At 29.7% G+C, this 26495-nt stretch carries 25 protein-coding genes and 1 pseudogene; 4 read left to right on the top strand and 22 right to left on the bottom strand.

What is annotated here, in order from left to right; all coding sequences use genetic code 11:
- Positions 1-167: 167 nt before the first annotated feature.
- The 7 genes from HBE96_RS25445 to HBE96_RS25415 all read right to left on the bottom strand — a co-directional run bounded on the left by HBE96_RS25445 (position 168) and on the right by HBE96_RS25415 (position 9366).
- Positions 168-1574 (bottom strand): sensor histidine kinase, encoded by a 1407-nt coding sequence (locus tag HBE96_RS25445; RefSeq protein WP_169300511.1) that lies wholly within the window; start codon positions 1572-1574, stop codon positions 168-170.
- A 1-nt stretch (position 1575) separates the two neighbouring features.
- Positions 1576-2304 (bottom strand): response regulator, encoded by a 729-nt coding sequence (locus HBE96_RS25440; RefSeq protein WP_169300510.1) that lies wholly within the window; start codon positions 2302-2304, stop codon positions 1576-1578.
- 101 nt (positions 2305-2405) lie between these two features.
- Entirely contained in the window at positions 2406-3281 is an 876-nt protein-coding gene (locus tag HBE96_RS25435) for an RpnC/YadD family protein (RefSeq protein ID WP_169300509.1), read from the bottom strand.
- Between the two features lie 200 nt (positions 3282-3481).
- Positions 3482-5464 (bottom strand): FtsX-like permease family protein, encoded by a 1983-nt coding sequence (locus HBE96_RS25430; RefSeq protein ID WP_169300508.1) that lies wholly within the window; start codon positions 5462-5464, stop codon positions 3482-3484.
- 128 nt (positions 5465-5592) lie between these two features.
- Positions 5593-7557: an FtsX-like permease family protein gene (locus HBE96_RS25425; protein ID WP_169300507.1), complete on the bottom strand. Its 1965-nt coding sequence runs from the start codon at positions 7555-7557 to the stop codon at positions 5593-5595.
- Positions 7544-8311, bottom strand: a complete 768-nt coding sequence (locus HBE96_RS25420) for an ABC transporter ATP-binding protein (RefSeq protein ID WP_169300506.1) — start codon at positions 8309-8311, stop codon at positions 7544-7546. The genes HBE96_RS25425 and HBE96_RS25420 overlap by 14 nt, the downstream gene beginning before the upstream one ends.
- 326 nt (positions 8312-8637) lie before the next feature.
- Positions 8638-9366, bottom strand: a complete 729-nt coding sequence (locus HBE96_RS25415) for a DUF554 family protein (RefSeq protein ID WP_169300505.1) — start codon at positions 9364-9366, stop codon at positions 8638-8640.
- 165 nt (positions 9367-9531) lie between these two features.
- Between HBE96_RS25415 and HBE96_RS25410 the strand changes: the two genes are divergently transcribed.
- On the top strand, positions 9532-10419 hold the full coding sequence (locus tag HBE96_RS25410; protein WP_342590231.1) for a LysR family transcriptional regulator: 888 nt from the start codon (positions 9532-9534) through the stop codon (positions 10417-10419).
- A gap of 138 nt (positions 10420-10557) precedes the next feature.
- Here the strand turns inward: HBE96_RS25410 and HBE96_RS25405 are convergent, their stop codons facing one another.
- Positions 10558-11610: a uroporphyrinogen decarboxylase family protein gene (locus HBE96_RS25405; RefSeq protein WP_169300503.1), complete on the bottom strand. Its 1053-nt coding sequence runs from the start codon at positions 11608-11610 to the stop codon at positions 10558-10560.
- 169 nt (positions 11611-11779) lie between these two features.
- A complete protein-coding gene (locus HBE96_RS25400) occupies positions 11780-13213 on the bottom strand; it encodes an esterase/lipase family protein (protein ID WP_169300502.1) in 1434 nt (477 codons plus the stop codon).
- 419 nt (positions 13214-13632) lie between these two features.
- On the opposite strand from HBE96_RS25400, the gene HBE96_RS25395 reads away from it, so the two are divergent.
- The gene (locus HBE96_RS25395; protein ID WP_169300501.1) at positions 13633-13914 is read left to right on the top strand and encodes a cupin domain-containing protein; all 282 of its coding nucleotides are present in this window, start codon (positions 13633-13635) and stop codon (positions 13912-13914) included.
- Positions 13915-14002: 88 nt separating this feature from the next.
- Here HBE96_RS25395 and HBE96_RS25390 read toward each other — a convergent pair whose 3' ends face one another.
- The 7 genes from HBE96_RS25390 to HBE96_RS25360 all read right to left on the bottom strand — a co-directional run bounded on the left by HBE96_RS25390 (position 14003) and on the right by HBE96_RS25360 (position 20523).
- The gene (locus tag HBE96_RS25390) at positions 14003-15193 is read right to left on the bottom strand and encodes an anaerobic nitric oxide reductase flavorubredoxin (RefSeq protein ID WP_169300615.1); all 1191 of its coding nucleotides are present in this window, start codon (positions 15191-15193) and stop codon (positions 14003-14005) included.
- A gap of 106 nt (positions 15194-15299) precedes the next feature.
- Positions 15300-15461, bottom strand: a complete 162-nt coding sequence (locus HBE96_RS25385) for a hypothetical protein (protein ID WP_169300500.1) — start codon at positions 15459-15461, stop codon at positions 15300-15302.
- Between the two features lie 60 nt (positions 15462-15521).
- A complete protein-coding gene (locus HBE96_RS25380; protein WP_169300499.1) occupies positions 15522-17480 on the bottom strand; it encodes a BglG family transcription antiterminator in 1959 nt (652 codons plus the stop codon).
- Positions 17481-17531: 51 nt separating this feature from the next.
- Positions 17532-18521, bottom strand: a complete 990-nt coding sequence (gene manA, locus HBE96_RS25375; protein WP_243187070.1) for a mannose-6-phosphate isomerase, class I — start codon at positions 18519-18521, stop codon at positions 17532-17534.
- A 116-nt stretch (positions 18522-18637) separates the two neighbouring features.
- A complete protein-coding gene (locus tag HBE96_RS25370; RefSeq protein WP_169300498.1) occupies positions 18638-18955 on the bottom strand; it encodes a PTS fructose-like transporter subunit IIB in 318 nt (105 codons plus the stop codon).
- A gap of 29 nt (positions 18956-18984) precedes the next feature.
- Positions 18985-20046 (bottom strand): PTS fructose transporter subunit IIC, encoded by a 1062-nt coding sequence (locus HBE96_RS25365; RefSeq protein WP_169300497.1) that lies wholly within the window; start codon positions 20044-20046, stop codon positions 18985-18987.
- Positions 20047-20067: 21 nt separating this feature from the next.
- A complete protein-coding gene (locus HBE96_RS25360) occupies positions 20068-20523 on the bottom strand; it encodes a PTS sugar transporter subunit IIA (protein ID WP_169300496.1) in 456 nt (151 codons plus the stop codon).
- 428 nt (positions 20524-20951) lie between these two features.
- On the opposite strand from HBE96_RS25360, the gene HBE96_RS25355 reads away from it, so the two are divergent.
- Entirely contained in the window at positions 20952-21302 is a 351-nt protein-coding gene (locus HBE96_RS25355) for a hypothetical protein (RefSeq protein ID WP_169300495.1), read from the top strand.
- Between the two features lie 29 nt (positions 21303-21331).
- Here the strand turns inward: HBE96_RS25355 and HBE96_RS25350 are convergent, their stop codons facing one another.
- From HBE96_RS25350 to HBE96_RS25335, 4 genes are all read right to left on the bottom strand, one after another.
- Positions 21332-21703 (bottom strand): hypothetical protein, encoded by a 372-nt coding sequence (locus tag HBE96_RS25350; protein ID WP_169300494.1) that lies wholly within the window; start codon positions 21701-21703, stop codon positions 21332-21334.
- Between the two features lie 147 nt (positions 21704-21850).
- Positions 21851-22756, bottom strand: coding sequence for a hypothetical protein (locus tag HBE96_RS25345; RefSeq protein ID WP_169300493.1), 906 nt, complete (start codon positions 22754-22756; stop codon positions 21851-21853).
- A gap of 57 nt (positions 22757-22813) precedes the next feature.
- Positions 22814-23230 carry a pyridoxamine 5'-phosphate oxidase family protein gene (locus tag HBE96_RS25340; RefSeq protein WP_169300492.1) on the bottom strand — a complete coding sequence of 139 codons (417 nt, stop codon included), beginning with the start codon at positions 23228-23230 and terminating at the stop codon, positions 22814-22816.
- Positions 23231-23318: 88 nt separating this feature from the next.
- Positions 23319-23675 carry a winged helix-turn-helix transcriptional regulator gene (locus HBE96_RS25335; protein ID WP_169300491.1) on the bottom strand — a complete coding sequence of 119 codons (357 nt, stop codon included), beginning with the start codon at positions 23673-23675 and terminating at the stop codon, positions 23319-23321.
- 321 nt (positions 23676-23996) lie between these two features.
- Between HBE96_RS25335 and HBE96_RS25330 the strand changes: the two genes are divergently transcribed.
- Complete coding sequence (locus HBE96_RS25330; protein WP_169300490.1) at positions 23997-24719, top strand: alpha/beta hydrolase; 723 nt, start codon at positions 23997-23999, stop codon at positions 24717-24719.
- A gap of 185 nt (positions 24720-24904) precedes the next feature.
- On the opposite strand, the pseudogene HBE96_RS25325 reads toward HBE96_RS25330, so the two are convergent.
- Positions 24905-25402: pseudogene (locus HBE96_RS25325) on the bottom strand (DUF6179 domain-containing protein); the annotation flags it as partial.
- Positions 25403-25413: 11 nt separating this feature from the next.
- Positions 25414-26166, bottom strand: coding sequence for an MBL fold metallo-hydrolase (locus HBE96_RS25320; RefSeq protein ID WP_169300488.1), 753 nt, complete (start codon positions 26164-26166; stop codon positions 25414-25416).
- Positions 26167-26495: the final 329 nt, after the last annotated feature.

Raw genomic sequence — 26495 nt, 5'->3', positions numbered from 1 at the left:
AAAAAATACCCTCATATCACATTTATGACATGAGGGTATTTCCACTCTTTTTAAATGTTTTTCACTAAATAATTCAATCTTGTTTAATGGTTTCACAACACTTTGAATTAATATGTAAGCCATAAAAATTATAACTAAAAGTGCTATAGCTAAGTTCTAGTCATATATCAATTTTTCCTTGGAAATTCTATATATATAATTGTACCAACACTCAACTTACTTTTCACATTAATTTCCCCTTCATGTGCCTCTATTATTTGCTTTGCAATTGCCATTCCAAGGCCTGAACCTTTAACACTTATAGAACTTTTAGTCCCTCTATAATATCTTTCAAAAAGCTTTTTCACTTCTTCTTCTATCATGCCTTTTCCATTGTCCTCTATAGTTATATATATTTTGTCATCTTCTCTTACAGAAACTTTTATTATAGTATCTGGAGCATTATGAATTACTGAATTATATAAAAGATTAGTAAAAGCTCTTCTTAAAAGTGTATTATCAAAATTAAAGTTTATCCTGTCTTCTGTACAATTAAACATAATATTTCTTTCTTCATATTTAGGATGGTTCAATATGTTTATAATTACTTCCTTTAACAAGCGTACTAAATTTTCCTCGCTGCGATTTACAGGAAGCATGCCATTTTTTAATTGATATGTAAAATTCAAATTTTCAACTATACTCTCTACATTTTCTGCATTTCTAAGTATTACTTCTCCATACTTTTTTACATCCAAAAGACTAACCTCATATTTAAAATCAGTTAATATTTCCGCATAACCTTTTATTGGTGATAATGGAGTTTTTAAATCATGAGAAATATTAGCTATCCATTCTTCTCTTAAAGCTTGATTTCGTCTTCTCTCTTCTTCACTAGCTTTAAGTTTATTATCTAAAAGATTAAGACTGTAAAATAAATCCTTATACATACCTTCTTCCTTTATAGGAATATAAGCATTTGAAGCAAGCCTTTTTATAGATGTTGTTATATTAGATAATGTACGATTCATCCATATACCATAAACTGCAACAAGCAGTATAAGCAATATAAATAAACCTAGTATAATGAACTTAATCTTGGCAAACTTATCATAATTCACATACATAATAATTTTTGATATTTTCGCAGGAAAACCTATAATGTATGTCCATTTTTCTCCTCTGTTATTAACACTTCCAACAAACATAGTATAATCCCCTGAACTGTATCCATTTTTGTACAATTGAACTATATCTATTGGAGAGTAGTGTTTTAAAGCTCCTTTAGGTTCATTATATTCTAACGTTACATCTCCATTTTTATCAATAATTTGAAAAGAAAGTTTGTACTCTTTCAATTGACTTACTGCTGAATCTGTAAGCTTTGGTTTTCCTTCTTCAAAACTAATTTTTTTATAGAAATTTGATGTAAAATATGCCGGCCAGCTGCTCCAGTTAGCATAACTGCTTTCATTGTACATATTAACATTTAATATATACAATACTATTCCCATAAAAATTGAAATTAAAATAAGAAGACCAATAAAAAATTTAAAATATAAGTTAAATATTATTTTATATCCTGATTTTTTCATTTTATTCCTTCCTTTTTACAAGCTTGTACCCAAGTCCTATTACAGTAACTATAATTTCTGGTTTAGAAGGATTCTCCTCAAGCTTTTCTCTTAAATGTCTTATGTGAACAGAAATTGTATTATCATACCCAATATAATCCTCTCCCCATACTACCTCACAAAGTCTTTCCTTATTAACTATCTTGTTAGAGTTTTCTGCTAAGTATAAAAGAAGCTTGTATTCTTTTGCTGTAAGCTTTACCTCTATATCCTCTTTATATACCTGGCTGTGCAGCTTATCAATATTAATGTTACTAATTTTTATATTCTCATTTTTATTATCACTTACTTCCTTTATACCATCATACTGCTGTCTCCTAAACTGTGCCTTAATACGAAAGGCAATTTCCTTTGGACTAAAAGGCTTAGTAATATAATCATCTCCACCCATGCTCAACCCAAGAATTTTATCAACATCACTATTTTTTGCAGACAAAAATAAAATTGGACAGTAAGAAAACTGCCTTATCTTTTTGCATACCTCTATTCCATCAATATCTGGAAGCATTATATCCAGCACTACTATATCAGGCTTTTCATCCTCACATATCTTTATACCATCTAAACCACAGTGAGCCTTTCTGATATTCTTAAAGCCTTCCTTTAACAAAATATCTTCTATTAAGTCTGTTATATCTTCTTCATCATCTATAAGTAATATTTTTTTATCTGCATTATTTACTAAATTCACTCTAAAACACCTCTTTGTTATTGAATTCTTCCGCAAAAAGCTCAAGTCTCAAACTTAGTGAGACTTGAGCTTTTTTACTTTACAAAACTAGATAAATATATTTATAGACCTATGACCTCTTTTAACTTATTAATTTCTTCTATGCTAAGTTTTGTGTACCTTACTATTTTCTCTATATTCTCATTATCTAGCAACATATTTTTAGCTATTTCTATTGCTTTACCCTTTTCAGCTTGATCCCTAGTTTCTTTAATAGCCTCTTCTTTTTCTTTTTCAAATATTTTTTCTACCTTAGTCATTTTTAACCAACTCCTTACCACATTAGCATATTCTTCATCAATAAACTTATCTGTAGAAGTTAAAACTCCTGCTATAATGAAATACTGATTTTTTTCGTCATTTACTTCTTTAGCTAATTCTATGGTATCCTTAATAATTTCATGCTTATCCTTTTTGCTTCTCATTAGTGGAAGTAATATTAAATTCATAAGATCAATATCTTCTAAAATTTTGCCTTCTTTAATCTTACTTTCAACATCTTTATATATAATATCTCCATCATAATTTTTCATAAATACAGATTTTACATTTATTCCAACACTTCCTATATTAAAGATGTCTTCTGCTTTTTCAATATTGCTTGCATATATTACTGCCACATTTACTTTTTTAATATCTTTATTTTCTTCATAATACTTTCTTGAAATTCTCAAAACATAGTCAATATATTTATACATGTTCTCTGTTATTCTATTATTGCTTTCATATTCAAGCAAAAGTATTGAACCATCTTCCAGTAAAAATACACTGTCAGCTCTACGCTCATCTGCTTTTACTTCTGGAAATTCATTTGGAAGCATTTCAACTATCTTAGGATAATCCAATCCATACATAATTAATGCCTTATCTTTAAACATTTCACTTAAAGTCTTAAAAAGTACATCTTTTGCTTGATATGTTATTCCTTTTGCTGCCAAAGCTTCATCTCCTTTTAAATTAATTATACAAAATAAACTTTAGATTTTCTATAATTTTCTTTATATTATCCCTATCTATATATTCTCTCATTACTAACAACGTTGATACATATAAATCTAGATATAGTCCAATATGTTAAATCTATAATCATTATTTAAAGAGTAACCAATCTTTATATGTGAGGTTTTCTTACATATCATTAACATACCGCACTTTTGCTTATAATTTTCATATAAGATTTAACAGAAAGAAGATAAAAGCATAAATAAATTACTGCATATACTCCCATGGTCATACCCATCCATTCCATCTGTGATATTGAAAAGCCGCAGAGATATTTCATATAGGCTATAAGTGGAAATATACTATGAAGAATACCAAATAGAAGTGGCATTGCAAAAATAAATCCCAATTGCTTTGATATAATTCTTAAAGTCTCTTTTTTAGTTAAACCTATTTTTGAAAGTACAGAGTATCTATTCTTATCTTCATAGGCTTCTGTTAATTGCTTATAGTACATTATACTTCCAGTGGAAACAACAAAGAGAATACCTAGGAATGCACCTATAAACACATAGCTTCCATACAAAGTATGAACCTCAGTATACATGTCATAGTAAGAAGAAAAAATCCTGCCCTTGGGCATCATTTGGGAAACCTCTGTAACAACATTTCCACTTTTTAATGCATTATCAAAATTATATGCTCTTATAACAGTTGTATTATTTCTATTCTCATCTAAAAGCTTATTAAAAAATGTATCTGGTACTACTATAGTTGTTTTTTGAAGTTTAACTCCTAAAACACATTTCTTACTTGAGTCGGAGATATCAAGTTTATAGGCTTTCTCTCCAATAGTTGCATTAAGTTCATCACCTGCAAGTCTTCCTCTTGCTTCAAGTGAATTACTTACTTCAATGAAAAAGCATTGATTTTCTTTATTAATTTTAATGTCCTTAGCTCTATCAACAACATCTGTACCATCATTAAAACCTGAATTATTTACAATATCCTTGTATTCAGAGGCTGATATTACAAACATATCAAAAGGAGCCTTTAAATCTTTTCCAAAGGGACCCTTATATTTTTGTGTAAGTCCACTTCCATTTATCATTACAATATCTGTTTTATAAGTTGTTTTAATCTCTTTATGATTATTAATAGCAGCTTCAACTTTTTTATTTAATTCCTCATTGCCACTTTGATACATTATTGAAAAAGGACATCCATTGGGTGCAATTTTATCAAGGGTCATATTAAGACTAAAGGTAAAACATAATGCTGTAATGGCAACACCAGAAATAACTGCTATGGTTGCCAGGAGATTAGAATTTCCTTTAATTCTATAGACTATTTGAGATACTCCTATTAGATTTTCTCCTTTATAATAAGCTTTTTTATTCTTCTCAAATAGCTTAAAGATATAAATTATTAGATTGTCAAACAATATATAAGTTCCTGCAACAACGAGCAGCGTTATAAGAAAACCCTTATACGTCATTTGGACTCCTCCAGACTCCAAATTCATTTTTAATACACCAATATATCCGCTAATCACCATTATTAATGATAATAATGCTAGAATCTTAGAAAATTTAGGCTTCTTCTCTCCTTCTTTAGCCGCGTGTATAAGCTCTATAAGCCTGAACTTATATATTATTCCATAAGCTTTTATGGAGTTTAACAAAAATATAATCATAAAAACAAGAATTGTCATTAGTATAGATCTAATATCAAAGGTATACTGTATAGGCTTGTTTGATTTCATACATACATTAAGCATTTTTAAGAAGAACCTGGAGGTAAATGCTCCTAAGGGTACACCAACAATTAAGGCTAATATCCCTAGAAAGATATTTTCAAAGAACATCAATGTGCCTATTTCCTTCTTCTTCATACCAAGCAGTGAGTATATAGCAACTTCTTTCTTTTTATTTTTTATAAAAAAGCTGTTGGCATACCATATAAAAATAGCTGAAAATATTATAACTACAAAAGCTGCAGCTTTAAAAATAGCTCCAACCTTAACCCTATCTGAACTAAATGAATGTATTTGTTTACTATAATACATAGAATAAAATATCATGAGAATGAAAATTGAAGTTAATGTACTTATAAAATAAGAAACATAATTTTTAAAATTGTGTTTAACATTGTTTATTCCAAGATTAAATAGTGTCACTTTCAGTACCTCCTATTATATTTAAAAATATGGTGTTTAGTTACCTTCTGCTTTTAAGCACTTTTTATCCGCCATCTACATTGATAACCACACCATTCTTTGTATGAAACTCCATATGAATCTAAGAATCACTTGATGATTTTCATATATGATTTAACCGAAATCATATAATAGCATAAATAAATTGCAATATAAACTAATACTATTCCACCAACACATTCTACGATAATTTTAGCTTCGCTGGCAAAGGCAATAAATATATATAAAGCTGCAATACTATGAAACAAACTCACTAAAACAGGCAATCCAAATATTAGTGCAAGTTGCTTAAGAACAGTATGTCTTTTTTCCTTCTTACTAACACCTATTTTCTTCAATATACCGTATCTTTCCTTATCCTCATATGCTTCCATAAGTTGTTTATAGTAAAGTATACTACCTGTTGAAAGTATAAATAAAATTCCAAGAAACGCACCAATAAACACATAACATCCATATACTCTATAAGAAATACTATAGGCATCATAAAATGAATCAAAGTATCTATCCTTAGTAATTACATGACTTAATTCAGAAACAAGCTTCTCAGAATTTAGAGAATTATCTAGCATATATCCTCTTATTTTAGTAGTATTATCTTTATTACTATTAAGTAATTTATTAAAAGTATCATCTGTAACAACAAGCATGGTTTTTGCAAAATTTTTTCCCACAACACCCTTACCATCAGAATCTATAATATTTAAATTAAATTTATTACTAGAGTCTTGAACACTGACCTTCTCTCCTTTGAGCCTTCCATGTTGACTTTCATTAGTAACCTCAATAAAAAAGCACTGATTATCATTTGTAAAGTTTAAGCCTTTAACTACCTGAAAGCCATCAACAGAGTTAGTCCTACTCATTTCCGAATTATTCATAATTTCGTTATATTCACTTTTAGACATTATATATGCATCAAAAGGTGCCTTTAAATCCACACCATAAGGTCCCTTATACTTTGATGTAAGTGCTTTCACATTAATCAGCTCTATATCTGACTTATGAGTAACCTTTACTTCACCATGCTTATTTATTATTTGTTCTACTTTATTGTTTAAATCTACATCTCCACCTTTATACATTAATGAAAAAGGCGATATATACGAAGGCATTTTTTGCAAAGCTACATAAAAACTAAATGTAAAACCTATTGCAGTAAGTGCAACCGCTGACACTATTGCTATAGTAGCAAGAGTATTGGAATTTGCTTTTATCCTATATAGTATTTGAGAAATGCTTATAAGATTTTCTCCTTTATAATACAATTTTTTATTTTTTTTAAGCTTATTAAGCATTACTATAATAAAATTATTAAACAAAATATAGGTTCCTGAAATTACCAATATCAATACAATAAGTGCAAAATACATCATTTTGCTTCCACCTTGAAGAATTTTAGTAGAAGCAATAAAATATCCAAGCAAAATCATAATGATAGATATTAGTGCCTTTACTTTTGAACCTTCAGGCACCTTTTCAGCTTCCTTATCTGCATGTAAAAGTTCAATAAGGCTAAATTTGTATATTACCCTATACGCCTTAATTGAATTAAATACGAATAAAGCCATAAATATTATAGTTGTAGCAATTACTGCCCTTATGTCTAAAGTAAAGTATGCAACAACACTAGCCTTCATCATATTTACAAGAAGCTGAAAAAGAAATTTTGAAGCTATAACACCTAATGGTACTCCTATAATTATTGCTAATACTCCAAGAAACATATTTTCACAAAATAATAGAACTCCTATTTCTCTTTTTTTCATGCCTACAATGGAATATATAGCTATTTCTTTTTTTCTGCTTTTTATAAAAAAACCGTTAGCATACCAAATAAAAAGAGCTGAAAAAATTATTACTATAATTGAAGCAACTTTAAACACAGTATATAACTTTAGTCTTCCACTACTATAACTTTCCATTTGCCTATTGAAATAAATAGAAAAAAATACAAAAAGTATGAAAACAGAAAATGCAGTACTAATAAAATAAGAAACATAACTTTTAAAATTGTGTTTAACATTGTTTATTCCAAGATTAAGCAAGCTCACTTTCAGTACCTCCTATAGTAGAAAGAGTGCTTAGTATTTTATTATAGAAATCTTTTCTACTGCCTGTTTTCTCAATCTCAGTATCGAGTATTCCATCCTTTATAAATATAATTCTGTCACAGTAGCTTGCTGCAAATGCATCATGAGTTACCATAACAATTGTTGCTTCATTATCCTTATTTAATAAAGAAAGATTGTTTAAAAGCTCTGTTGAAGATTTTGAATCCAGTGCTCCTGTAGGCTCATCTGCAAAGACTATTTCTGGATCAGTTATTATAGCTCTTGCAGCTGCAGCCCTTTGCTTTTGACCTCCTGAAACTTCATAAGGATATTTTCCTAGTATATCTTCAATATTCAAAATGCCGCTGATTTTTTTTAATTTTTCTTCCATAGCTACCACATCTACCTTAGATAAAGAAAGTGGCAAAATAATATTCTCTTTTAAGGTTAAAGTATCAAGAAGATTATAGTCTTGAAAAATAAATCCAAGCTGCTTCCTTCTAAACATTGATAGTTCATCTTCATTAAGATTTAAAAAACTTTTTCCTCCAAGTGTAATTGTTCCTGAGGTTGGACTATCAATGGTGGATATTACATTTAATAATGTGGACTTACCTGCTCCTGAAGGTCCCATAATTCCAAGAAATTCACCCTTCTGAACAGAAAAACTCACCCCATTTAATGCATTTGATTTACTTCCTCCATTTTTTGAACCATACTCTTTTTTTACATCTCTAACTTCCATTATATTCATAGAAATTTCCTCCTGTATTCCTCATATTGTACTAAAAGATTATCAATCCTCTAGTTCCTTGAATTTGACTTCTATTAGATTGTATATGTACGAGTTTAAGGTGGATTTAAAATGATCTTAATTTCATCTTAAGTTTATTTGACTTAAGTGGAAATTACTCAGCTTGAATTATTGTCATAAGAAAAAACTGAGTAATCATTTTATTTATAGTGAAAGCTTTATTAATGTAATAAAAAAATTCTTACATATTGATAAATGTAAGAATTTTTTATCTTTAATTAGATATTTTTAGAAAATTTATTCTCAATTTTAATTGTGCAATTTCCTCATTTAATAAGATTCAAAATTAATTCGTATACACCTGGAACTAAAAGCGCTGGCAGCATATTTCCTACATTAAATTTCTTTCCAAATGCAATATTTACACCAACACAAAAAATAAGTGCTGCTCCTACAAAAGACATATTTTCAATTAGTGTATTTCCTAAAAAAGGACCAATAAAAACAGTAAGAAGTGTAATACCTCCTTCATACACAAAAATTGCAGCAGCAGAAAACATAACACCAAGTCCATGAGTGGAAGCAAAAACCAAAACTATGACAAAATCTAAAATAGATTTTGCAAGCAGCATTGAATAATCGCCATTAAGTCCATCCTGTATGGAACCAACTATGGCCATAGCTCCTACACAAATAATAAGCGATGTATTAACAAAGCCTTCTACAAACTGATTGTCCTCTTTTGCTTTTGCAATAGTTTTAATTTTTTCACCTAAAGCATCCAGCCATTTTTCAATATCTAATACCTGTCCAATAAATCCTCCTATTACCAATGAAAAAATCAAAAGCATAGTTCCTTTTGTTTCTATCTTTCCGCCATGTATAGTAATCATACCCTGCAAAGTTCCTGCAATGCCGATAAAAATTACTGCTACACCACAAGCCTGCATCAAAATATTTTGCATTTTTTGTTTCATTCCATTTTTAAGAAACAAACCAATACCACTTCCAATGATTACAGCTATAGTATTTATAATTGTACCTAATCCTTTCACAATATCCTCCTTTTATCCTTCGTATATCAACAGCCTTCTATTAAGTTACTATTTAACTCTTGCCATCGGTATTGACTTTATTCATTTTAGATTATATCATTAATGCTATGATATGAAAATTTAATATATTTAATATTATCATTAAAAATTTTTTATGGATGGTGAATGATGGAATTAAGGGAGATCAATACATTTCTTGTGGCTGCTGAAAAAATGAACTTTTCCAAAGCAGCACAGCAACTAGGTTATACCCAAGCAGCCGTCACAATACAGATTAAGCACTTAGAAAAGGATTTAGGAGTTCTTTTATTTGATAGAATTGGAAAGAGCGTATATCTGACAGATAAGGGAAAAGAATTTCTTACATATGCCCGAAAAATTTTATTTTATACAGAAGAAGCAAAAGCAGGACTTAATAATGAAAAGTTATATTCAGGAGTTATTAAAATAGGTACTTCTGAATCTATTTTATCTACTTCATTTCCAAAGATAATTAAGAAGTTTCATCAGATACATCCTAACATGCATATTTGTATAAAAACAGGAACTCGAGACTTTATCTTTGATTCAATGATTCATAATGAATTAGATTTAGCTTATATTATTGATCAAAATGTGATTGACCATGAATGGATTGGAAAAAACATTCAGGAAGATAAAGTATATTTTGTTGCTTCTCCAAAAAACTATTTAACTCAAAAAAAAGAAGTCTCCATTGAGGAAATTTTAGAACAGGAACTTATTATGACAGAATGCAATGTTGGTTATAGTTACGAGCTTTCTAAGCAACTAGCTCAAAAAGGTCTTTACTTTCATCCTTATTTGGAAATTGGTAATACAGATCTCATACGCTCTTTTATAGTGGAAAACAGAGGAGTTTCATATTTGCCGCTTTTTATTATAAAAAAAGAGATAAAAAATGGCACTATTGCTCCAATAAGAATACCAGAATTTGAAGTTAGTGTTTACCGTCAGTTATTTTGGCATAAGGATAAATATATTACCAAGCCAATGAATGATTTACTTGAATTAATTAAAAATATAAAATCATAACTTTATATAAAGCTAAAGGTCCGAAACTTAAGTTATCTGGCAATATAAAAAGAGAAGGTATATTTTTACCTCCTCTTTAAAATTTAAAACATATTAAATTTTCTTTCATGGTATAACTAAAACATACCTAATCTTAATTTATAATTTCAAAGGATATTTTCCATAGGTTCTTCCAGCTTCCATAAACATTTCAACCTTTTCTATTGGGGTATTCATTGGAATTTGACAACCTGTGCTCAAAACATATCCTTTTTTAGAATCGTGTCCTTTTCTAATACATTCTTTAACTGAGTTAAAAATGTCTTCTTTTGTTCCTGCATATACAACATCCACTGGCGGAACATTTCCGGTAATAACCACTCTATCTCCCATAATTTCTTTAGCTTCTTCTAAATCCTCATAATTATCAATACTGAAATTAGAAATACCTGCACTTACAACATCTTCCCAAATGCCTTTGCTCTTACCACAGATATGTATTGCAGGAGAACTTCCTGTTTTTTCTTTTATTCTATTAATATTTTTCTTAAGAGCAGGTAATGAAAACTCTCTAAATTGTTTTGGGCTTATAAGGCTATTAGATGAAACTGGATCTGCAAATCCAATAGATACACCTAACTTAGACACTTCATCTATATATCTATTATTACATTCTGCTACTATATCCATTAAAGTATGAACCTTTTCAGGGCACTTAATCATCCATTTCAATAGGTTTTCTGTTCCTACTACAGAAGCCGCAACACTAAAAGGTCCTGACATAGCAGCACCAACATCTACTTCATCTATAAGTGCACTCTTAGTAAGTCTTATAGCTTCAATTAAAACTGGCAAGTTACCATCCTTTAGAGGATCAATAATTTTAAGAGACTCTATTTCCTCTACAGATTTGATTGCTGGTTCTATTAAATAAGAGATACCATAATCTGGATAACCCACTTTGGCTCCCATAGCCTCTGCAATTCCCCTAAGACTAGTGGATATACTTGCACCATCATGGCGAAGTGTTTTAAATAAAGCTATTTCTAAATCCGCCATAAGTTGTGCTGAATGATAGTATTCTCTAGCTGTAACTCCAATAAAAGGTACCATAGTAACTCCCATATCAGGAATACATATTATTCTATCAATTTCTTCTCCTTTAGAAAAAGCTTGTACTCTTTCTTTTGGTGTCATTTCTTCCTTAATCAATTAGATCAACTCCTTATCTTATATCCATATCTGAATTCTATCATTACAGCGATAAACTTTCTATAATCATATTAAATATTAATAGATTAAACCTTTTATATAAGATTTTAATATAATGATTATTGTTTAAGCCACCCTTTTTAGGGGTGGCTATAAGTATTTCATCTATTTATTTTGGTAATTTACTTAAAAGATTTGCATAATCAATATACCAATCTTTAACGTTACCAAATGTACCTACTATGTCCATATGGTCTGCATTTATAATTCTAGGCATTTCATTCCATTGCCCCATTTTAGCACTACCATTATATTTCTCAATAACGTCATTAGAACCTAATTTAGGTCCATTTTGACTAATACAGTTTACCACACCATCACTTGGAAACCATTTCTTATCAATTGTAGGAAGATCTTTTTCATTACGTGAATATCTACCCATTAAGTTTGCAGTTACATAAAATAAAGGATTCATTGGACCAATTTGAGCTAAGGAATGACCTGTAAGTATAGATTCTGTAGTTGCTTGTGTTGTCCAGGAAAAATAATATACATCTGGTTGAGCCTTTACCCATGTATTAAGTTCCTGTGCACCTTTTGTTGATAAATCATAAGTTGATATATCCTTTGTACTATTCCAAATATCGCTTTCTAAAACCTTTTCAATGTAATCATATTGAGATTCTCCCTGTTGCTTTTTTAATCCCCATTGGTCTAGTTTAAAGTCATATAATGAGCTGAACAAATCGTTTTTACCAGTTATTGTTCCTAATATACCAAATGTAGAACTTAATAAATCTTTTGCTGGCATTAAATCTGATAAGGTTGTACCATCATTAGGTGTGGAAATAGTAGTAACACTATGAACCCAATGCTTTTCACCTTTAAATAATGGTGAAATATTTTCTTGACCACAGTTCATTTCATCTTTACTACCCTCACTTAGCAATTGTGTAAGTGTACGTACAGTTTGTCCACCCATACTATGACCTATTAAATGTATTTTATTTCCATTGCTTATATTTTTATATATACCTGGATATGTTCTTCCATATCTATTATGCTTAAATTTTTTTGAATGAGCTTCTCCATAATCTACTGTTCCTCCTGCTATGTAGGCATAAAGTTCACAAGCTCTATCCCAATTACTAGCTACTGGACCTACTGTTGCTGTATAAGTGTTATGGCCTGAAGCATTTAACTTTTCTTGAAGATCAACTATTCCACCCCAATATTTATATCCTAATAATTCATCTCTTCCAAACCCCATAAAACCATGAACTAAGATAATTGGATAATTATTTCCCTGTAAAACATTTTTAGCAGTAATTTCCGGAAACTTTAATGGAGGCATTTTATCCACATCTTCTTCTTGTTTAACTTCTTTTTCCCCCAAGTCTATTGAATTGTTTATTTCTTCTGATGTGTGTAAACTTATTGTATCTTTTGTATCCTTTACTTCCCCTTTAACGGTAGCTATTTCTACACCATGTGTTTCTTGTCCCTTTGGTTCAGCTGCTCTTACAGTCATTGAAAAGTTTATTAGTGTCATAGAAAATGCTAACAAAATAACAGTTGATATTTTGGTTAAAATTTTTTTCATCCTACATTCCCCCTTAATTTAATTTTTAAGTAAATGTTAATAATGAACAAATCATTCTTTTCTCCGCCTCCTTTTATTTTATGAAACTGTTACCAAATATATGCAATTATATATTAATTTTGTAATTTAATCAATACTTTACTAACATTATTTTTAATTTTATTGACACTAAGTATGCAAAAAACATTTAAAATAAATTCTTGCTTACATTTTATTAAAGATACATTAGCTTTATTTAAATTCAAAGAATCAAGCAAGGAATCGTTAATTTCACTTACATTAAAAGCAATAAATCGTCAATATTATGCATTTTTTCTTGACAAATGTCGAAAAGTATGGCAAATTTAACTGTATATTAATTTTTCCAGATATAGATTTATTTAAAATTCACAATTGTATTTAAGAAAGGATTTGATTAAATGAACAAAATAGTAATGAAGGAAATGTCTATTCAGGAAGCAAAAAACATTGGAATAGATAACTGGGATATATGGGAATGTGAAGCTAGTGTTTTTGATTGGGAATTTGAAGAATTAGAAACATGTTATATTTTTGAGGGAGATGTAGTTGTAACTTCTGGAGATGAATCAGCTCATATCAAAGAAGGAATGTTAGTATCTTTCCCAGCTGGCATGAAATGCACATGGAATGTAAGTAAAAAAATTCGTAAAGCCTATACTTACAATTATAAAATAGACTAAGTTCAAATATCCATAAAATAAATAAAAAAAACCTCCTTTGATTAGATATACTTTGATAAAGAATTATCTAATCAAAGAAAGTTTTTTATTATTCTACTTTTTCTAAAATACTCCTTCCCAAATCTCTGCATCTATTTAATCCATCTTCATCTGGATTCCACAATTCTCTGATTCCTTCGTTTGCTATATCAAACCCAGCCTTACTTAATTCTTCAGTAATTATTTTTGTACATTCGCCACTCCATCCATAACTGCCAAAAGCCACTGCTTTCTTTCCCTTAAATTCAAGTCCTTTAATTATTTCTAATATGGCAGCTGTTGAAGATAATATTCCTTTATTTATTGTTGATGAGCCAATAAACACTATCTTTGATTTAAATACTTCCGTGATAATATCATTTTTATCATTTTTAGATGAATTAAAAATCTTTATTGTAATATCTTTATTTGAACTTTTTATACCTTCTGCTATGGCTTCAGCCATCCTTCTTGTGTCGTTCCACATTGTATCATAAATTATTGTGATTTGATTCTCCTTATAATCCTTTGCCCACTCCATATACTTATTTACTATTTGTAATGGGTTATCCCTCCATATTATACCGTGACTGGGACAAATCATATTAACCGATAAATTAAAGCTCAATACCTCTTCTATCTTCTTTACAACAAATTTGCTAAATGGAGTTAAAATATTAGCATAATATTTTATTGCCTCCTGAAATAACTCTGCCTGATCAACTTTGTCATTATACATAAGCTCTGAGGCATAATGCTGTCCAAAAGCATCATTACTAAATAGAATATTTTCACCAGATAAATATGTAAACATAGTATCAGGCCAATGAAGCATCTTTGCTTCTACAAATGTTAGTTTATTTTTACCTATATCTAATGTATCTCCAGTCTTTACCTCTACAAAGTTCCAATTCTTATGATAATGTCCCTTTAATATTTTAGCCCCACTTTTTGTGCAGTAAATTGGAGTATTAGGTATCTCCTTCATTAGTTCTATAAGTGCACCACTATGATCGCTTTCAGAGTGGTTCATGATTATATAATCAATTTTGTTTAGATCAACTTCCTTTTTTAGATTAGTTACAAATTCTTTAGAGAATGGCTGCCAAACAGTATCAATTAGTACTGTTTTTTTATCCTTAATTAAATATGAATTGTATGAAGAACCTTTGTGTGTAGAGTATTCTTCACCATGAAAAGTTCTTAGTTCCCAATCTATTTTTCCAACCCATGTAACTGTATCACTAATCTTAAATGGCACGAATATCATCCTTTCTATTATATATTTTTGAGCAAGTTCATTTATTTTATGTAATTCTCCTTTCAAATATGTATGGTGTGCGCCTACAATATATCTCTTTAAATCTTCAAAAGAATGCTAATTTAAAAATAGGTATACTATAAATGTTACCTTTTGAAATGATAAAAATACCTGCTAAATTCGTGTAATTTCTGTACCATACTAATCTGGTTTGTTTCTCTTTATCTATAAAATCCCCAATTTCTAAATCTTCTAATTCAACATTCAAAAAAATAAGCCTCCCGTATTGGAAGGCAATATAAAATAAGCTATAGAACTACAAACCTTTTTAAAGCTCCAGCTTATTTAAAATATTCACACCATTTTGTTTGTTACTTTTTAATGCTTGAAAAAAATTAGAATCATCCATATTCTCATATAACTTTTTTATTATGCCTTTCATTTTTCCTCTATCTTTTTCACTTATACAAAGCATAAAGATAAATTGTACATATTCTGTATGCCATTTCATAGGATACTCCAGTACTGTTAAAGCAATGCAGGATTCTTTTACATTTGCTATCTCTCCATGGGGGATTGCAATTCCTTTTCCAACTTCTGTTGACATCATATTTTCTCTTGATATTGCATCCTGTTCGAAGTGTTTATTTATATATTGTTTTTCACTTAAGATTTTACACATATCATGAATAATTTCTTCTCTTTTATTAAACTTTTTACTTCTATAAAAAATTTCTTTTTTTATAAATTTCTTTTCTTTTGTTTTTGCCTTATTAAAATTATTTTCAATATATTTTTCTATCTTTTTGGTATCTTCTCTTGTCATAAGTGGAGTTACAAGTAACACAGGTTTACTTATATCTATAGGTACTGTGGATATTATCATTTCTGCCTTGTCTAATAACTCCTTTTTTATATCCACATAGGATACAATACCTATAGTTTCTATCTCTTTAAAAGATCTTTCTAGTCTAGCTGAAACTAATTGTGACGTCCCTATACCACTATGACATATAACTAAAGTTTTTATTGTTTTTCTATTTCTTTCAGCTGCTGCACCTATATGGATGGCAATATATCCTATCTCTGACTCTGGAATTTTTAAATCCAGGTATTTTTCAAATATAGAACTACATATCCAGGCCACTCCAAAAACTTCTGGATAATTGCTCTTTATTTCTTCTAACATAGGATTTTTTAAATTCAATCCATACTTTAATCTATTGATAGTTGGTCTTAAATGTAATATTAATCCATTTAAAAAGGCTTTATCTTCTGAAAAATCTATACCTAAAGATTTACCTGATAATTCTATAATGTCTCTGGCTATTTGTTCTTCTAGCTTTAATTCATCAACTTTATTTAACGAAAAATATTCTAAATCCTTTTCCTGCATCTTACTTCCCAATATATGAAGAGTTATGTAACCTGTTTCAGATTCAGGAATCCTTATATTAAAATGAGACTCCAGTTCCCTGCTGAGCTCTTTCGCACACTTAAAAGCTTTTGTAGTATATATATTGTCAAAAATTTTTTGTGACAGGGTAATATCATTTCCTTCCTTAATTCTCTTAATGCATATAGCAATATGCATTAATAAGCTTATATAAGCTTCTTGAGAAAATGAAAATTCCATATCTATTTCTATTTTTGATATTAGTTCTTCTAATTTTTTATAATCTATATTAATTATTGATTTAAGCTGCTCTTTAGTTTTGTAATCTAATCTTCCTTCATAGTTTATATAATCTGCTTCCTGTAATCTTTCCATATTGTCAATTTGAAAAACTAACTCTGAAATAGCTCTTCTATAATTACTTTCTTCCCCTTCAATCTCAATACCCTGATTCCTTTTCTTAATGAGAAACAAATTAAAATTTTTAAGCCATTTTTGCACTTCTTCCAAATCCTTATGAATAGTGGTATTTGACACATATAATTCCTCTGATATTTCATTAACAACAACCTTTTTCTTACTCATAAATAGTCTTCTTAATATAGTAAATTTTCTTTCATCTGAATAATATGGCTCTATATAATTAGTCCTGTTTTTAATTGTTTGTAACAAATTGATCTTATTTTCCTCAAGTCCGTTAACACTTATTCCAACTCCTGCTTTTTTTAAAAGGGTTAAACCATTTTCCTCTAAAATTTCCTGCACTTTTTTCAAATCATTCCTAATAGTTTTATTTGATACATTAATCTTTTCTGCTATTTTATTAATGGTTATGTGTTCTTGGCTTTTTAATAATACCTTCACAATTTCCATAACCCTATCTCTATCCAATTAAGACTCCTCCTTTCTCTTAGATTATTAAAATAGTGCACTTTACTTTCATTATATACTAGAAACAATAAATGATACCTTTCCTTTGATTTGAAACTTACTGTATCCATAAGGTATTATAAAATTATCACCTTTTTTAATTTCTTCTCCATCCAATGTTCCTTTTCCTTCTACTACAGTAACTAGTGCAAATTTAGCCTTATTTTCTAAATTAGCACATTCATCTATATCAAACTTTTCAGTCTTAAAATATTTTGAATTTACATATTCTGTTTTTATATAGCCATCTCCTTTTTTCTTTACTGACATCATATTATTTTCATCGCTATAAGGTACTTTTATTACATCTACAGCTTTTTCTATATGGAGCTCTCTTTTTTCTCCTGTATTTTTATCTACCCTGTCGTAATCATAAACACGATATGTTACATCTGACGACTGCTGTATTTCATATATTAATGTATTTTTGCATATTGCATGTACTGTTCCAGAAGGAATGTAGAAAAAATCTCCTTCTTTTATATTTTTAAATTTTAATAACTCATTCCATCTTCCTTCATTAATATAATCTATCAATTCCTTCTTTGATTTTGCATTATGTCCATATTCCAACACTGCATCTTCATTACAGGCTATAATATACCATGCTTCTGTTTTTCCTAATTGGCCATTTTCCATTGAATCCGCATATTGATCATCTGGATGAACCTGTATTGATAAATCATTAGATGCATCTATTAGTTTAACTAACAAAGGAAATTCCTTATATTGTACATTACCAAAATATTCTCTATGATTTTCATACAACCATGATAATGTTTTTCCTTTAAACTCTTCATTTTTTATAAAACAATCTCCATTTTTATGTGCAGAAATAGCCCAAGCTTCACCTGTTTTATCTGTAGGTATATCATAATTAAAGTACTCTTTTAATTTTGTACCACCCCAAACTCTATATTTAAAAACAGGTTCTAATTTAATAATTTTATTCATAATTGTGTTCATTCCTTTCACTGAAGGCATAAAATGTGACGAAAGCATTTCTTTCAATCTCTGCCTCCTATAACTTAATATTAACTACTATAATATAATACTTTTCCTAAAAATGAAACTAACTTCCCAATATTTTAAGTTTGCAATTGGGAAGCTAGAATAATTTATTTGTTTTTCTTTAAGTGTTCTTCAATTTTATCAAGTAATGCTGATGTTTTTTTTATTAAATCTGTTATTGCAACGTTTACTGTTGGTATGCCTTGAAATCTTTCTTTATTTTTTATTGCTATATCTTTTGTCAATATAACCACATCTGCGCCTTTTAAATCTTCTTCAGTTATTTCATTTTCAATCCCTATTGAGCCTTGTGTTTCAACTTTTACTTCATATCCTCTAGCTTTTGCTTCCTTCTCTAAAGCTTCTGCTGACATATAAGTATGTGCTACTCCTGTTGGACAAGCTGTTACTCCTAATATTTTCATTTTATTTCTCTCCTCTTCATTACATTTATTTAAAATTCTATATCAAGTTCTTCTATATTATTGTCTTCATTTTTGTCCTTTTGTACTACATCTTTTTTTAATATATTTACTAATGTTGCTGATACTGCAACACCAACTACTATAGCTAAAATAAACATCAATTTATTATCTACTACTGGTAATACTATAGGCCCGCCATGTGGAGCATGGTCTGCTACTTTACCTATTGCTGCTATAGCCGATCCAACAGCTGAACCTGCTACTAGTGAAGGTATTACCTTAACTGGATCTGCTGCTGCAAAAGGTATAGCTCCTTCTGTTATTCCTATAAGTCCCATTGCTAAAGCTCCTTTACCAGCTTCTTTTTCTTCCATTGTGTATTTCTTTGGTTTTAACAAAGTAGCTACTCCCATAGCTATTGGTGGTATACATATTGCTACTGCTACTGGTCCCATAACTGTTGCTACACCTTCTGCTATCATTGAAGATCCAAACATAAATGCAACTTTATTTATTGGACCACCCATATCAAATGCTATCATAGATCCCATTATTACTGCAAGTAATACTGAATTAGCTGATCCCATGCCCTTTAGTCCAGCTGTCATAGCTTTCATAAGGTTACTTATAGGGGCTCCAACTATATACATAACTGTACCTACTACTAAAGCACTTAGAAGAGGAATTACAAATATAGGCATTATTGCTCTTATTTGTGATGGAACTTTCCATGATTTTATCCACTTTGCTGTATAACCTGCTACAAAACCTGCTACAATACCTCCTAAAAATCCTGCTCCTATTTCACTTGCAAGTGCTCCACCTACAAGACCTGGTGCAAGTCCCGGTCTGTCTGCTATACCAAAAGCAATATAACCAGCTAAAACAGGAACCATTAACCCAAAAGCCTTAACTCCAATATTCATCATTTTTACCAATATAGGATTTGTAACGTTTGCACCTGTTCCCGCTTTTACTCCACTTAGGGCAATAGATAAAGCTATCAACACTCCGCCTATTACAATAATTGGTATCATATAAGATACACCTGTCATCAAGTATCCTCTTAAATCACTTAATTTACTTTTCATGAGTACCCCTCCTAATTTTTATTAATTATTTAAAAGTTCATCTAGTAATTTTATAATTTGTTCCTTATCCTGAATTCTAGAAAGTTCTTCTCTAAATTCTTCACTCATAAGTTTTCTTGCTAAAGCTGCTAATATCCTTAAATGCTCATCCTTTGCAGCTTCTTCTGGTACTGCAATTAAAAATATTGATTCTACAGAATTTTCATCTAAGGACTGCCAGTCTAATTTTTCCGTACATCTTCCAAAACATAAGCTTGGTACCTTTACAGCATCCGTTTTTCCATGGGGAATAGCTACTCCAAAACCTATTCCTGTAGTAGATAGCTCTTCTCTTGCAAGAACACACTTTACATATTCTTCTTTATCATTTAGTCTATCAGCCTTCTCTAAATGTTCAGCCAAAGCTACTATAGCTTCATTCTTATTTTTAGCCTTAAGATTTAGATCTACCAAATCAATTTCAATTAATTTTTTCATAATAAAGTTCTCCCTCTTCATTTGATATTTTTTTATATCTTCTGTTCTGTAATGCTATACTATCATATTTTTCTCCAACTCATTTAAAGTATTAATGCCACAATAATGTGGCAAAGATTTTTTAACATAACTAACCAAAGAGGAAGAACTGTAGAAGTTCCTAATGGAGTAAACTTTAAGGAAATTACCCTTCACAATGTGCCATAGGAAAAGATAAAAATGACACCACATGGAAGTATGCATGCCCTAATACAACAGATCCCATATTAAAGGCAAAATTGCCCTATTCACCATAGGTTTTAAAGATGGATGATCATACTCATTTACCCACCAAATATAATAATGGTAAATACCTCGCTACAAAGACAGCTGGATTATAAGGAACTGAGACAGACGTTATTAGAGCAGTGCAGAACCAGAATGTGTTTATGCTTCATGTAATTGATGCTATAAATATAATAAATATTAGTCATAACAATTATGATGAAGTTTCTGCTAGAGTTCCAGAAGGCTGTATTTGGGCATCCTTAGATTGTGTAGCTCTAGATCTTTTCTGTGTTAGATACTGTTTCAAAACTATTCCAATATCTCAAGCACTGAAACTTAAGAAGAAAAATAACTGGACTACTAGATTCGTTCATCACGTACTTGTAACAAAAATTAATGAAAAAAATATATCCACAATAACTGGCTTTGATTCTCTCTTATTCAGATATGACTTGTATCGTTATGTTGAAGAAAGAAGTGTTGGACAACAAAAGCTCAAGTCTCAAATTTAGTGAGACTTGAGCTTTTAACAAATTATATCTTATTTAAAGTTTTCCCACTGTTTTCTGCAATAAATAAAGAATAATACAGGTATGATTAATGTAATGATGTAAAAAATAAAATAAAGTAATCCGACTCCTGTTAGGATACTGCTTCTAGATTCAAAGATACAGGATATGATAAATATGAAATGAGCTGCTACTACTCCGTAAACACCGATTTTTTTCCAACGGATAGCCAAAATCAAAAAGATAAGCAATAAAGTAATTACAACAATATTCTCAACAAGATCTATACTCATTGCATTTTTTAAACCAAATAAAATTGCGCTAAATCCTATTACTAAAGAAATTATAAAATATATCCCGATAATAATATTCAGCATTATGCTTCTTTTTGGTGATACAGGCATAATATACACTTCCTTTCTAACTCTAGATATTATATAAGTATTATAGATCTTTTCAAACCATACCACCACTTTAATAATTTAACTAAACTTATCATTATTCTAGTTTTATTCAATGGGACTAATTGGAATTTGCTGCTAAATTTAAATTTATATTGATGATTCTAATTTATCCATAACAGTTCCTTGCCAAGTGGCAATAATTATTTCTTTATTATTACCTACAAATTCTACATCTGATATATAATCCATCTCATATTCTTTTATTAACTCCTCTGTCTCACAATTGTATAATAAACCTTTATCTTTTAATTTAAATTCATCAATCTCATCAGAAACTTTTATGAACATATATTTTTCATTTTCAGATAACCTCATCATTTTTATTCCATCATATTTTTTCTTACTCTTCATCCTAAAATTCTTATCAAGTACAACCATATAGTAACCATCCTTAGGTATCACACCATATTGTAAATAACAAGTTGAACAAATAACTAACTCACATATCTGACTAAACTTAACCACAGAATCGACTTCCAGTTCTCTAAAAACAAGTTGTTCTGATAGATTGGCACTATATACCCTTTTGGTTAACAGCTCAGTTGCAATAACTTTCTTTTCATATTTATCAAAATACAAATCCACACGTCTTCCTTGATTGATAGGTTTATTTTCAAAATCATACAACACTTTATGTTCAAAAGTATCAGTATTTAACATCATTATCTTACCATTCCAATCAGTATCGAGGATATTTTTCCCATCCTCCATAAAGTAAATTTCCTCACCTTCTTCATATTCCATTTCACTTTCTCCTAAAAGTTCCCCCTTAGGAAAAGAAAACACTGCAATTTTTCCACTTGTATTTTTAACAGCGAAACGGTCTGCACATACATTTACAGCAACACTACTTATGTGGCTGATAGTTTTGTATTTATATAAAAATTTATAATTTTCCATATCAGTTACATAAACAGTATTTCTTGAGAAAGTAAAAATAAGCTTCTTCTCCTCATTTACAGTAATTTTATAACCACCCTTTAATTTTTTCACAATTAATCTCCTTTACAAATTACTACTTATAATACTCAACTTTAAATTGGAGTTTGTTCAGATATCAAAATCTTCAGACTTAAAATTGCTATAATAGCGTCCCTTTTTTGCTGTAAATTTTAACACACAATAATCCGAGTCAGTCACACCTTGTTTATAGTACATAGTATCACCATCCTGCCATAATTTTTCTTTTGCTTCTGGTGTTTCAAGGATTTCTATCATTCCAACAAGGCTTACCCCTCGAAAAAAACGTTTATTAACAAAGTATATACTTGCTTTAGGATTTTCTCGAAAATATTTCACTTTATTTGATGATGTGTTTGTTGAAAACCAAAATGTTTTAATTCCTTCACGCTGCCGTGGAGATAACATTGCCTTACTGATAGGGAATCCCTCATTATCTGTATAACTAATAATTGTCAGATTACTTTTATCAATCAGATTACCAATTGTTTGTTCTGGATTTCTCATTATTAAAAATACCTCCTGCTTATATTTTCTTTTATTTTAACAGGAACATATCCGGTTGTATATTACACACTTTTTTGTATGCATAGATTCAAAGTAATCCCTTTTCTTTCAAGAAATCTTTTTTGCCATCCTCTTTCATAAGCTCAATTCCAATTTTCTGCATAGCAATTACAACATCTAACATTTGTTTTCCTCTTTCAGTTAACGAATACTCTACTTTCAATGGATATCCATCAAATTGCTTCTTTTGAACCATGTCAAAATCCTGCAATTCACTCAAATGTTGAAGTAACATTTTTTGTCCAATTCCTTCTATGCTTTCTTGTAAATATACTAAAGAAGAAGTTCCTTTTCCGAGTTGCCATAATATAATCGGTTTCCATTTTCCACGAATAATATCATGGGTTAATTCTAAAGGACAAGTATACTCATTTCTTAATTTCATTATTATCTACCTCAACTGCAAATTAAATATTTATAGTACATCTACTACCAACTTTTATTTATAGACATTACCTACATCATATCCGTTGCTCTAAATATGCCCAATATTTAATTATATATATTTCTACAAAAAAACTAAATTTCCTTTAAATTATGGTTATGATGTATAAAATAACAAAACCCATCTACATAAAGTAAAAAACAATTTGCTAATTGCAGATATTGTACAGACATATACATTGCAATTAATAAAAATTTGTACTTCTCCATAATTTACTGTAAAGTAATAATTATCAATTTAAATATTCTAAGGAGTTAAGGTATGAACGGAACTATACAAAGTTTAAATATCAATGAGCATCATTGTTCACTATATCTTCCACCTAATTATAATATACTTAATGTTAATTATCCTGTTGTATATATGAATGGAGATAATAATATAGAAGAAATAATAGATTCTATAGAATCTCATTTTGATGCAGACTGTAGTGCTTTTATACTTATAAGTATCCAGTCAAAAAATTGGAATCATGATTTTTCTCCATGGCCTGCACCAGCTGTAGGAAAAAATAGTGAAGACTTTAGTGGATGTGCATATGAATATCTAAGTGTCCTTACTAAGGTTATCAAGCCTTTTATAGATGCACACTATAAAACAAAAACTGAACCTAAAAACACTGTACTAATTGGCTATTCTTTAGGTGGACTTGCAACTTTATACAGCCTTTACCAGTTTGGAATCTTTGGAAAAGTAGGAAGTTTATCTGGTTCATTATGGTATGATGACTGGATTGAATTCATAAGTTATAATTCTCCTATAAATACTGCTGTAAAGGTATATCTTTCTCTTGGCAAGAGTGAAGACCATAGTCGAAATCAACGTATGGCCAAAGTTTCAAATTGTACTCAAAAGACTTTTTCTATATTGTCAAAACAGCTTATGTCCTCAGAAAGTATAATACTAGAATGGAATAATGGAGGTCATTTCACTGAAGTTCCTCAAAGATTTAGTAAGGCACTGTTATGGCTTATGCATATATAAATACCATAAACTGGGCAAAATTAATTTTAATCTATTGATACGAATACTTTACTACTACTAAAAAAATAAGAAAGTGCAAATTACACTTTCTTTTTATTTTCTACCTTTTAGGATATATTTTAATAACTAGATGCTCTTTTCTCTGAATACTTATGCTTCATAATTACTATTACTCCTCTATAATTTTACTCTTGCGCAATTGAACTATCGTACAATGCTTCAACTGCTTTATCCATCCACAACTGTTTCTGGGCTGGAAGTGAAGCAACATAACTCTGTAAACAATCATATAGCATTTTCTCATTGTCTCTTGCTTCTGTAATGTCAATAGCATATTGAGATGTATACTTCTTTAAAGGTGCAGCATTTTCTATCAACACAGCAATCAAAGGCAAACTGTTTTTTATATATTCTTCCAAGTTATCTGATAATAAGATAGTTTGCTTTAGCTCGTCAGCTGCTTCTAGAAAGATGGCTAAAATTTCCTTTTTGTTTTTTCTTGCAAACAAACGATTAAAAAGTGATATTGTAGTAGGTGGTATTTCTAATCTTCCTATGTCTGTACCTGCAAGAACACATCCTATAGCCGCACACAGTACAATCTCATAAATATTAAAAAGTAAATTTTGATAATGTTCATCATATCCGCAAAGTAAATAGTGTATATCCTCTGCTTTAAAATTGGAACAAAAGTCTAAGAATCACTTGATAAGTTGTTTGCCAATTCTGATATACGTTTATTAACATCATCCTTATAGATACCGCCATGATAACAAATTACTGTTTCAATATCATATTGCATCAATTTTTCCATGGACTTCATATTTAATTCGTTATCATAATTAATATCTTGGTCTGCTCTAACAAGCGAACCTTCTTTGACGCTAAGGATATCTCCAGCAATTAGTATCTTCCACTTTTTAATGTATATGCAAATATGTCCTGGTGTATGACCTGGTGTGTGGATAACAGTTATTCCTCCAAAGTGCGGTAGTTCTTCCCCATCAATCAATGTTTTATCTACATTGACTCTACTGAGCTCAAAACCTGCTTTTAGCTTTTGGTATACTATTTTTATATTATCAGGTAAATACTCCAATCTTTCTTCAAGTTCAGCAAGTTTAACAGGCTTTTTCTCACCGTTTATATATGCTTTTTCTTCCTCATGAGCAAGAACCTTAACCCTACCAGGCAGTTCTTCCAAAATGCCAGAAATACTTCCAATATGATCAATATCCTGATGGGTTAGAATTACCATATTCAGTTTACTAAATGGTATCCCTTCTTTCTCAAATGCTTCACGAATCTGCTGTAACTGACCTGGACATCCTGTATCAATGAGAACCAGTGAATCCTTATCCCAAATAACTGTTAGATTAATGTCAATTGGCATTTCCATTATATTAGTCGGTATTTCAAGCATATAAATTCCATTTTCAATTTTCACTTATTGTTTCCCTCCCTCAAATTACAATAATAAATTGTACCTTATGTACTTTGAACTGTACAAAAATAATTTTTCACTTAAAATTATTTTTGTAATATCTATTGACACTTGCTTAATGTTGTGCTATAATTAAATTATATGTATTAATATATAATAAACTATTATTATGCACTAGTCAATAAGAATGTTAATATCAAGCGTATATCTATATAAATAGTTGTACGCTTTTAGTTATTCGTAGCAATTCATTTCCTCTCTAAAAGCTCTAATATATTACAATGCAAAAAGTTGGATTGCCTTTTCTACTTTCACTATGCACAGTACCCCAC

The organism is Clostridium muellerianum, assembly GCF_012926525.1.
Lineage (GTDB): Bacteria > Bacillota > Clostridia > Clostridiales > Clostridiaceae > Clostridium_AM > Clostridium_AM muellerianum.
Note: the sequence above shows the minus strand (reverse complement) of the source record. Positions and strands in the feature narration are given on the sequence as shown.

Coding starts and splice junctions, on each gene's coding strand:
- HBE96_RS25445 (WP_169300511.1), bottom strand. CDS start 1,574: ATGAAAAAATCAGGATATAAAATAATATTTAACTTATATTTTAAATTT.
- HBE96_RS25420 (WP_169300506.1), bottom strand. CDS start 8,311: ATGAATATAATGGAAGTTAGAGATGTAAAAAAAGAGTATGGTTCAAAA.
- HBE96_RS25410 (WP_342590231.1), top strand. CDS start 9,532: ATGATGGAATTAAGGGAGATCAATACATTTCTTGTGGCTGCTGAAAAA.
- HBE96_RS25400 (WP_169300502.1), bottom strand. CDS start 13,213: ATGAAAAAAATTTTAACCAAAATATCAACTGTTATTTTGTTAGCATTT.
- HBE96_RS25395 (WP_169300501.1), top strand. CDS start 13,633: ATGAACAAAATAGTAATGAAGGAAATGTCTATTCAGGAAGCAAAAAAC.
- manA (WP_243187070.1), bottom strand. CDS start 18,521: ATGCTTTCGTCACATTTTATGCCTTCAGTGAAAGGAATGAACACAATT.
- HBE96_RS25370 (WP_169300498.1), bottom strand. CDS start 18,955: ATGAAAATATTAGGAGTAACAGCTTGTCCAACAGGAGTAGCACATACT.
- HBE96_RS25365 (WP_169300497.1), bottom strand. CDS start 20,046: ATGAAAAGTAAATTAAGTGATTTAAGAGGATACTTGATGACAGGTGTA.
- HBE96_RS25360 (WP_169300496.1), bottom strand. CDS start 20,523: ATGAAAAAATTAATTGAAATTGATTTGGTAGATCTAAATCTTAAGGCT.
- HBE96_RS25355 (WP_169300495.1), top strand. CDS start 20,952: ATGCTTCATGTAATTGATGCTATAAATATAATAAATATTAGTCATAAC.
- HBE96_RS25350 (WP_169300494.1), bottom strand. CDS start 21,703: ATGCCTGTATCACCAAAAAGAAGCATAATGCTGAATATTATTATCGGG.
- HBE96_RS25340 (WP_169300492.1), bottom strand. CDS start 23,230: ATGAGAAATCCAGAACAAACAATTGGTAATCTGATTGATAAAAGTAAT.
- HBE96_RS25335 (WP_169300491.1), bottom strand. CDS start 23,675: ATGAAATTAAGAAATGAGTATACTTGTCCTTTAGAATTAACCCATGAT.
- HBE96_RS25330 (WP_169300490.1), top strand. CDS start 23,997: ATGAACGGAACTATACAAAGTTTAAATATCAATGAGCATCATTGTTCA.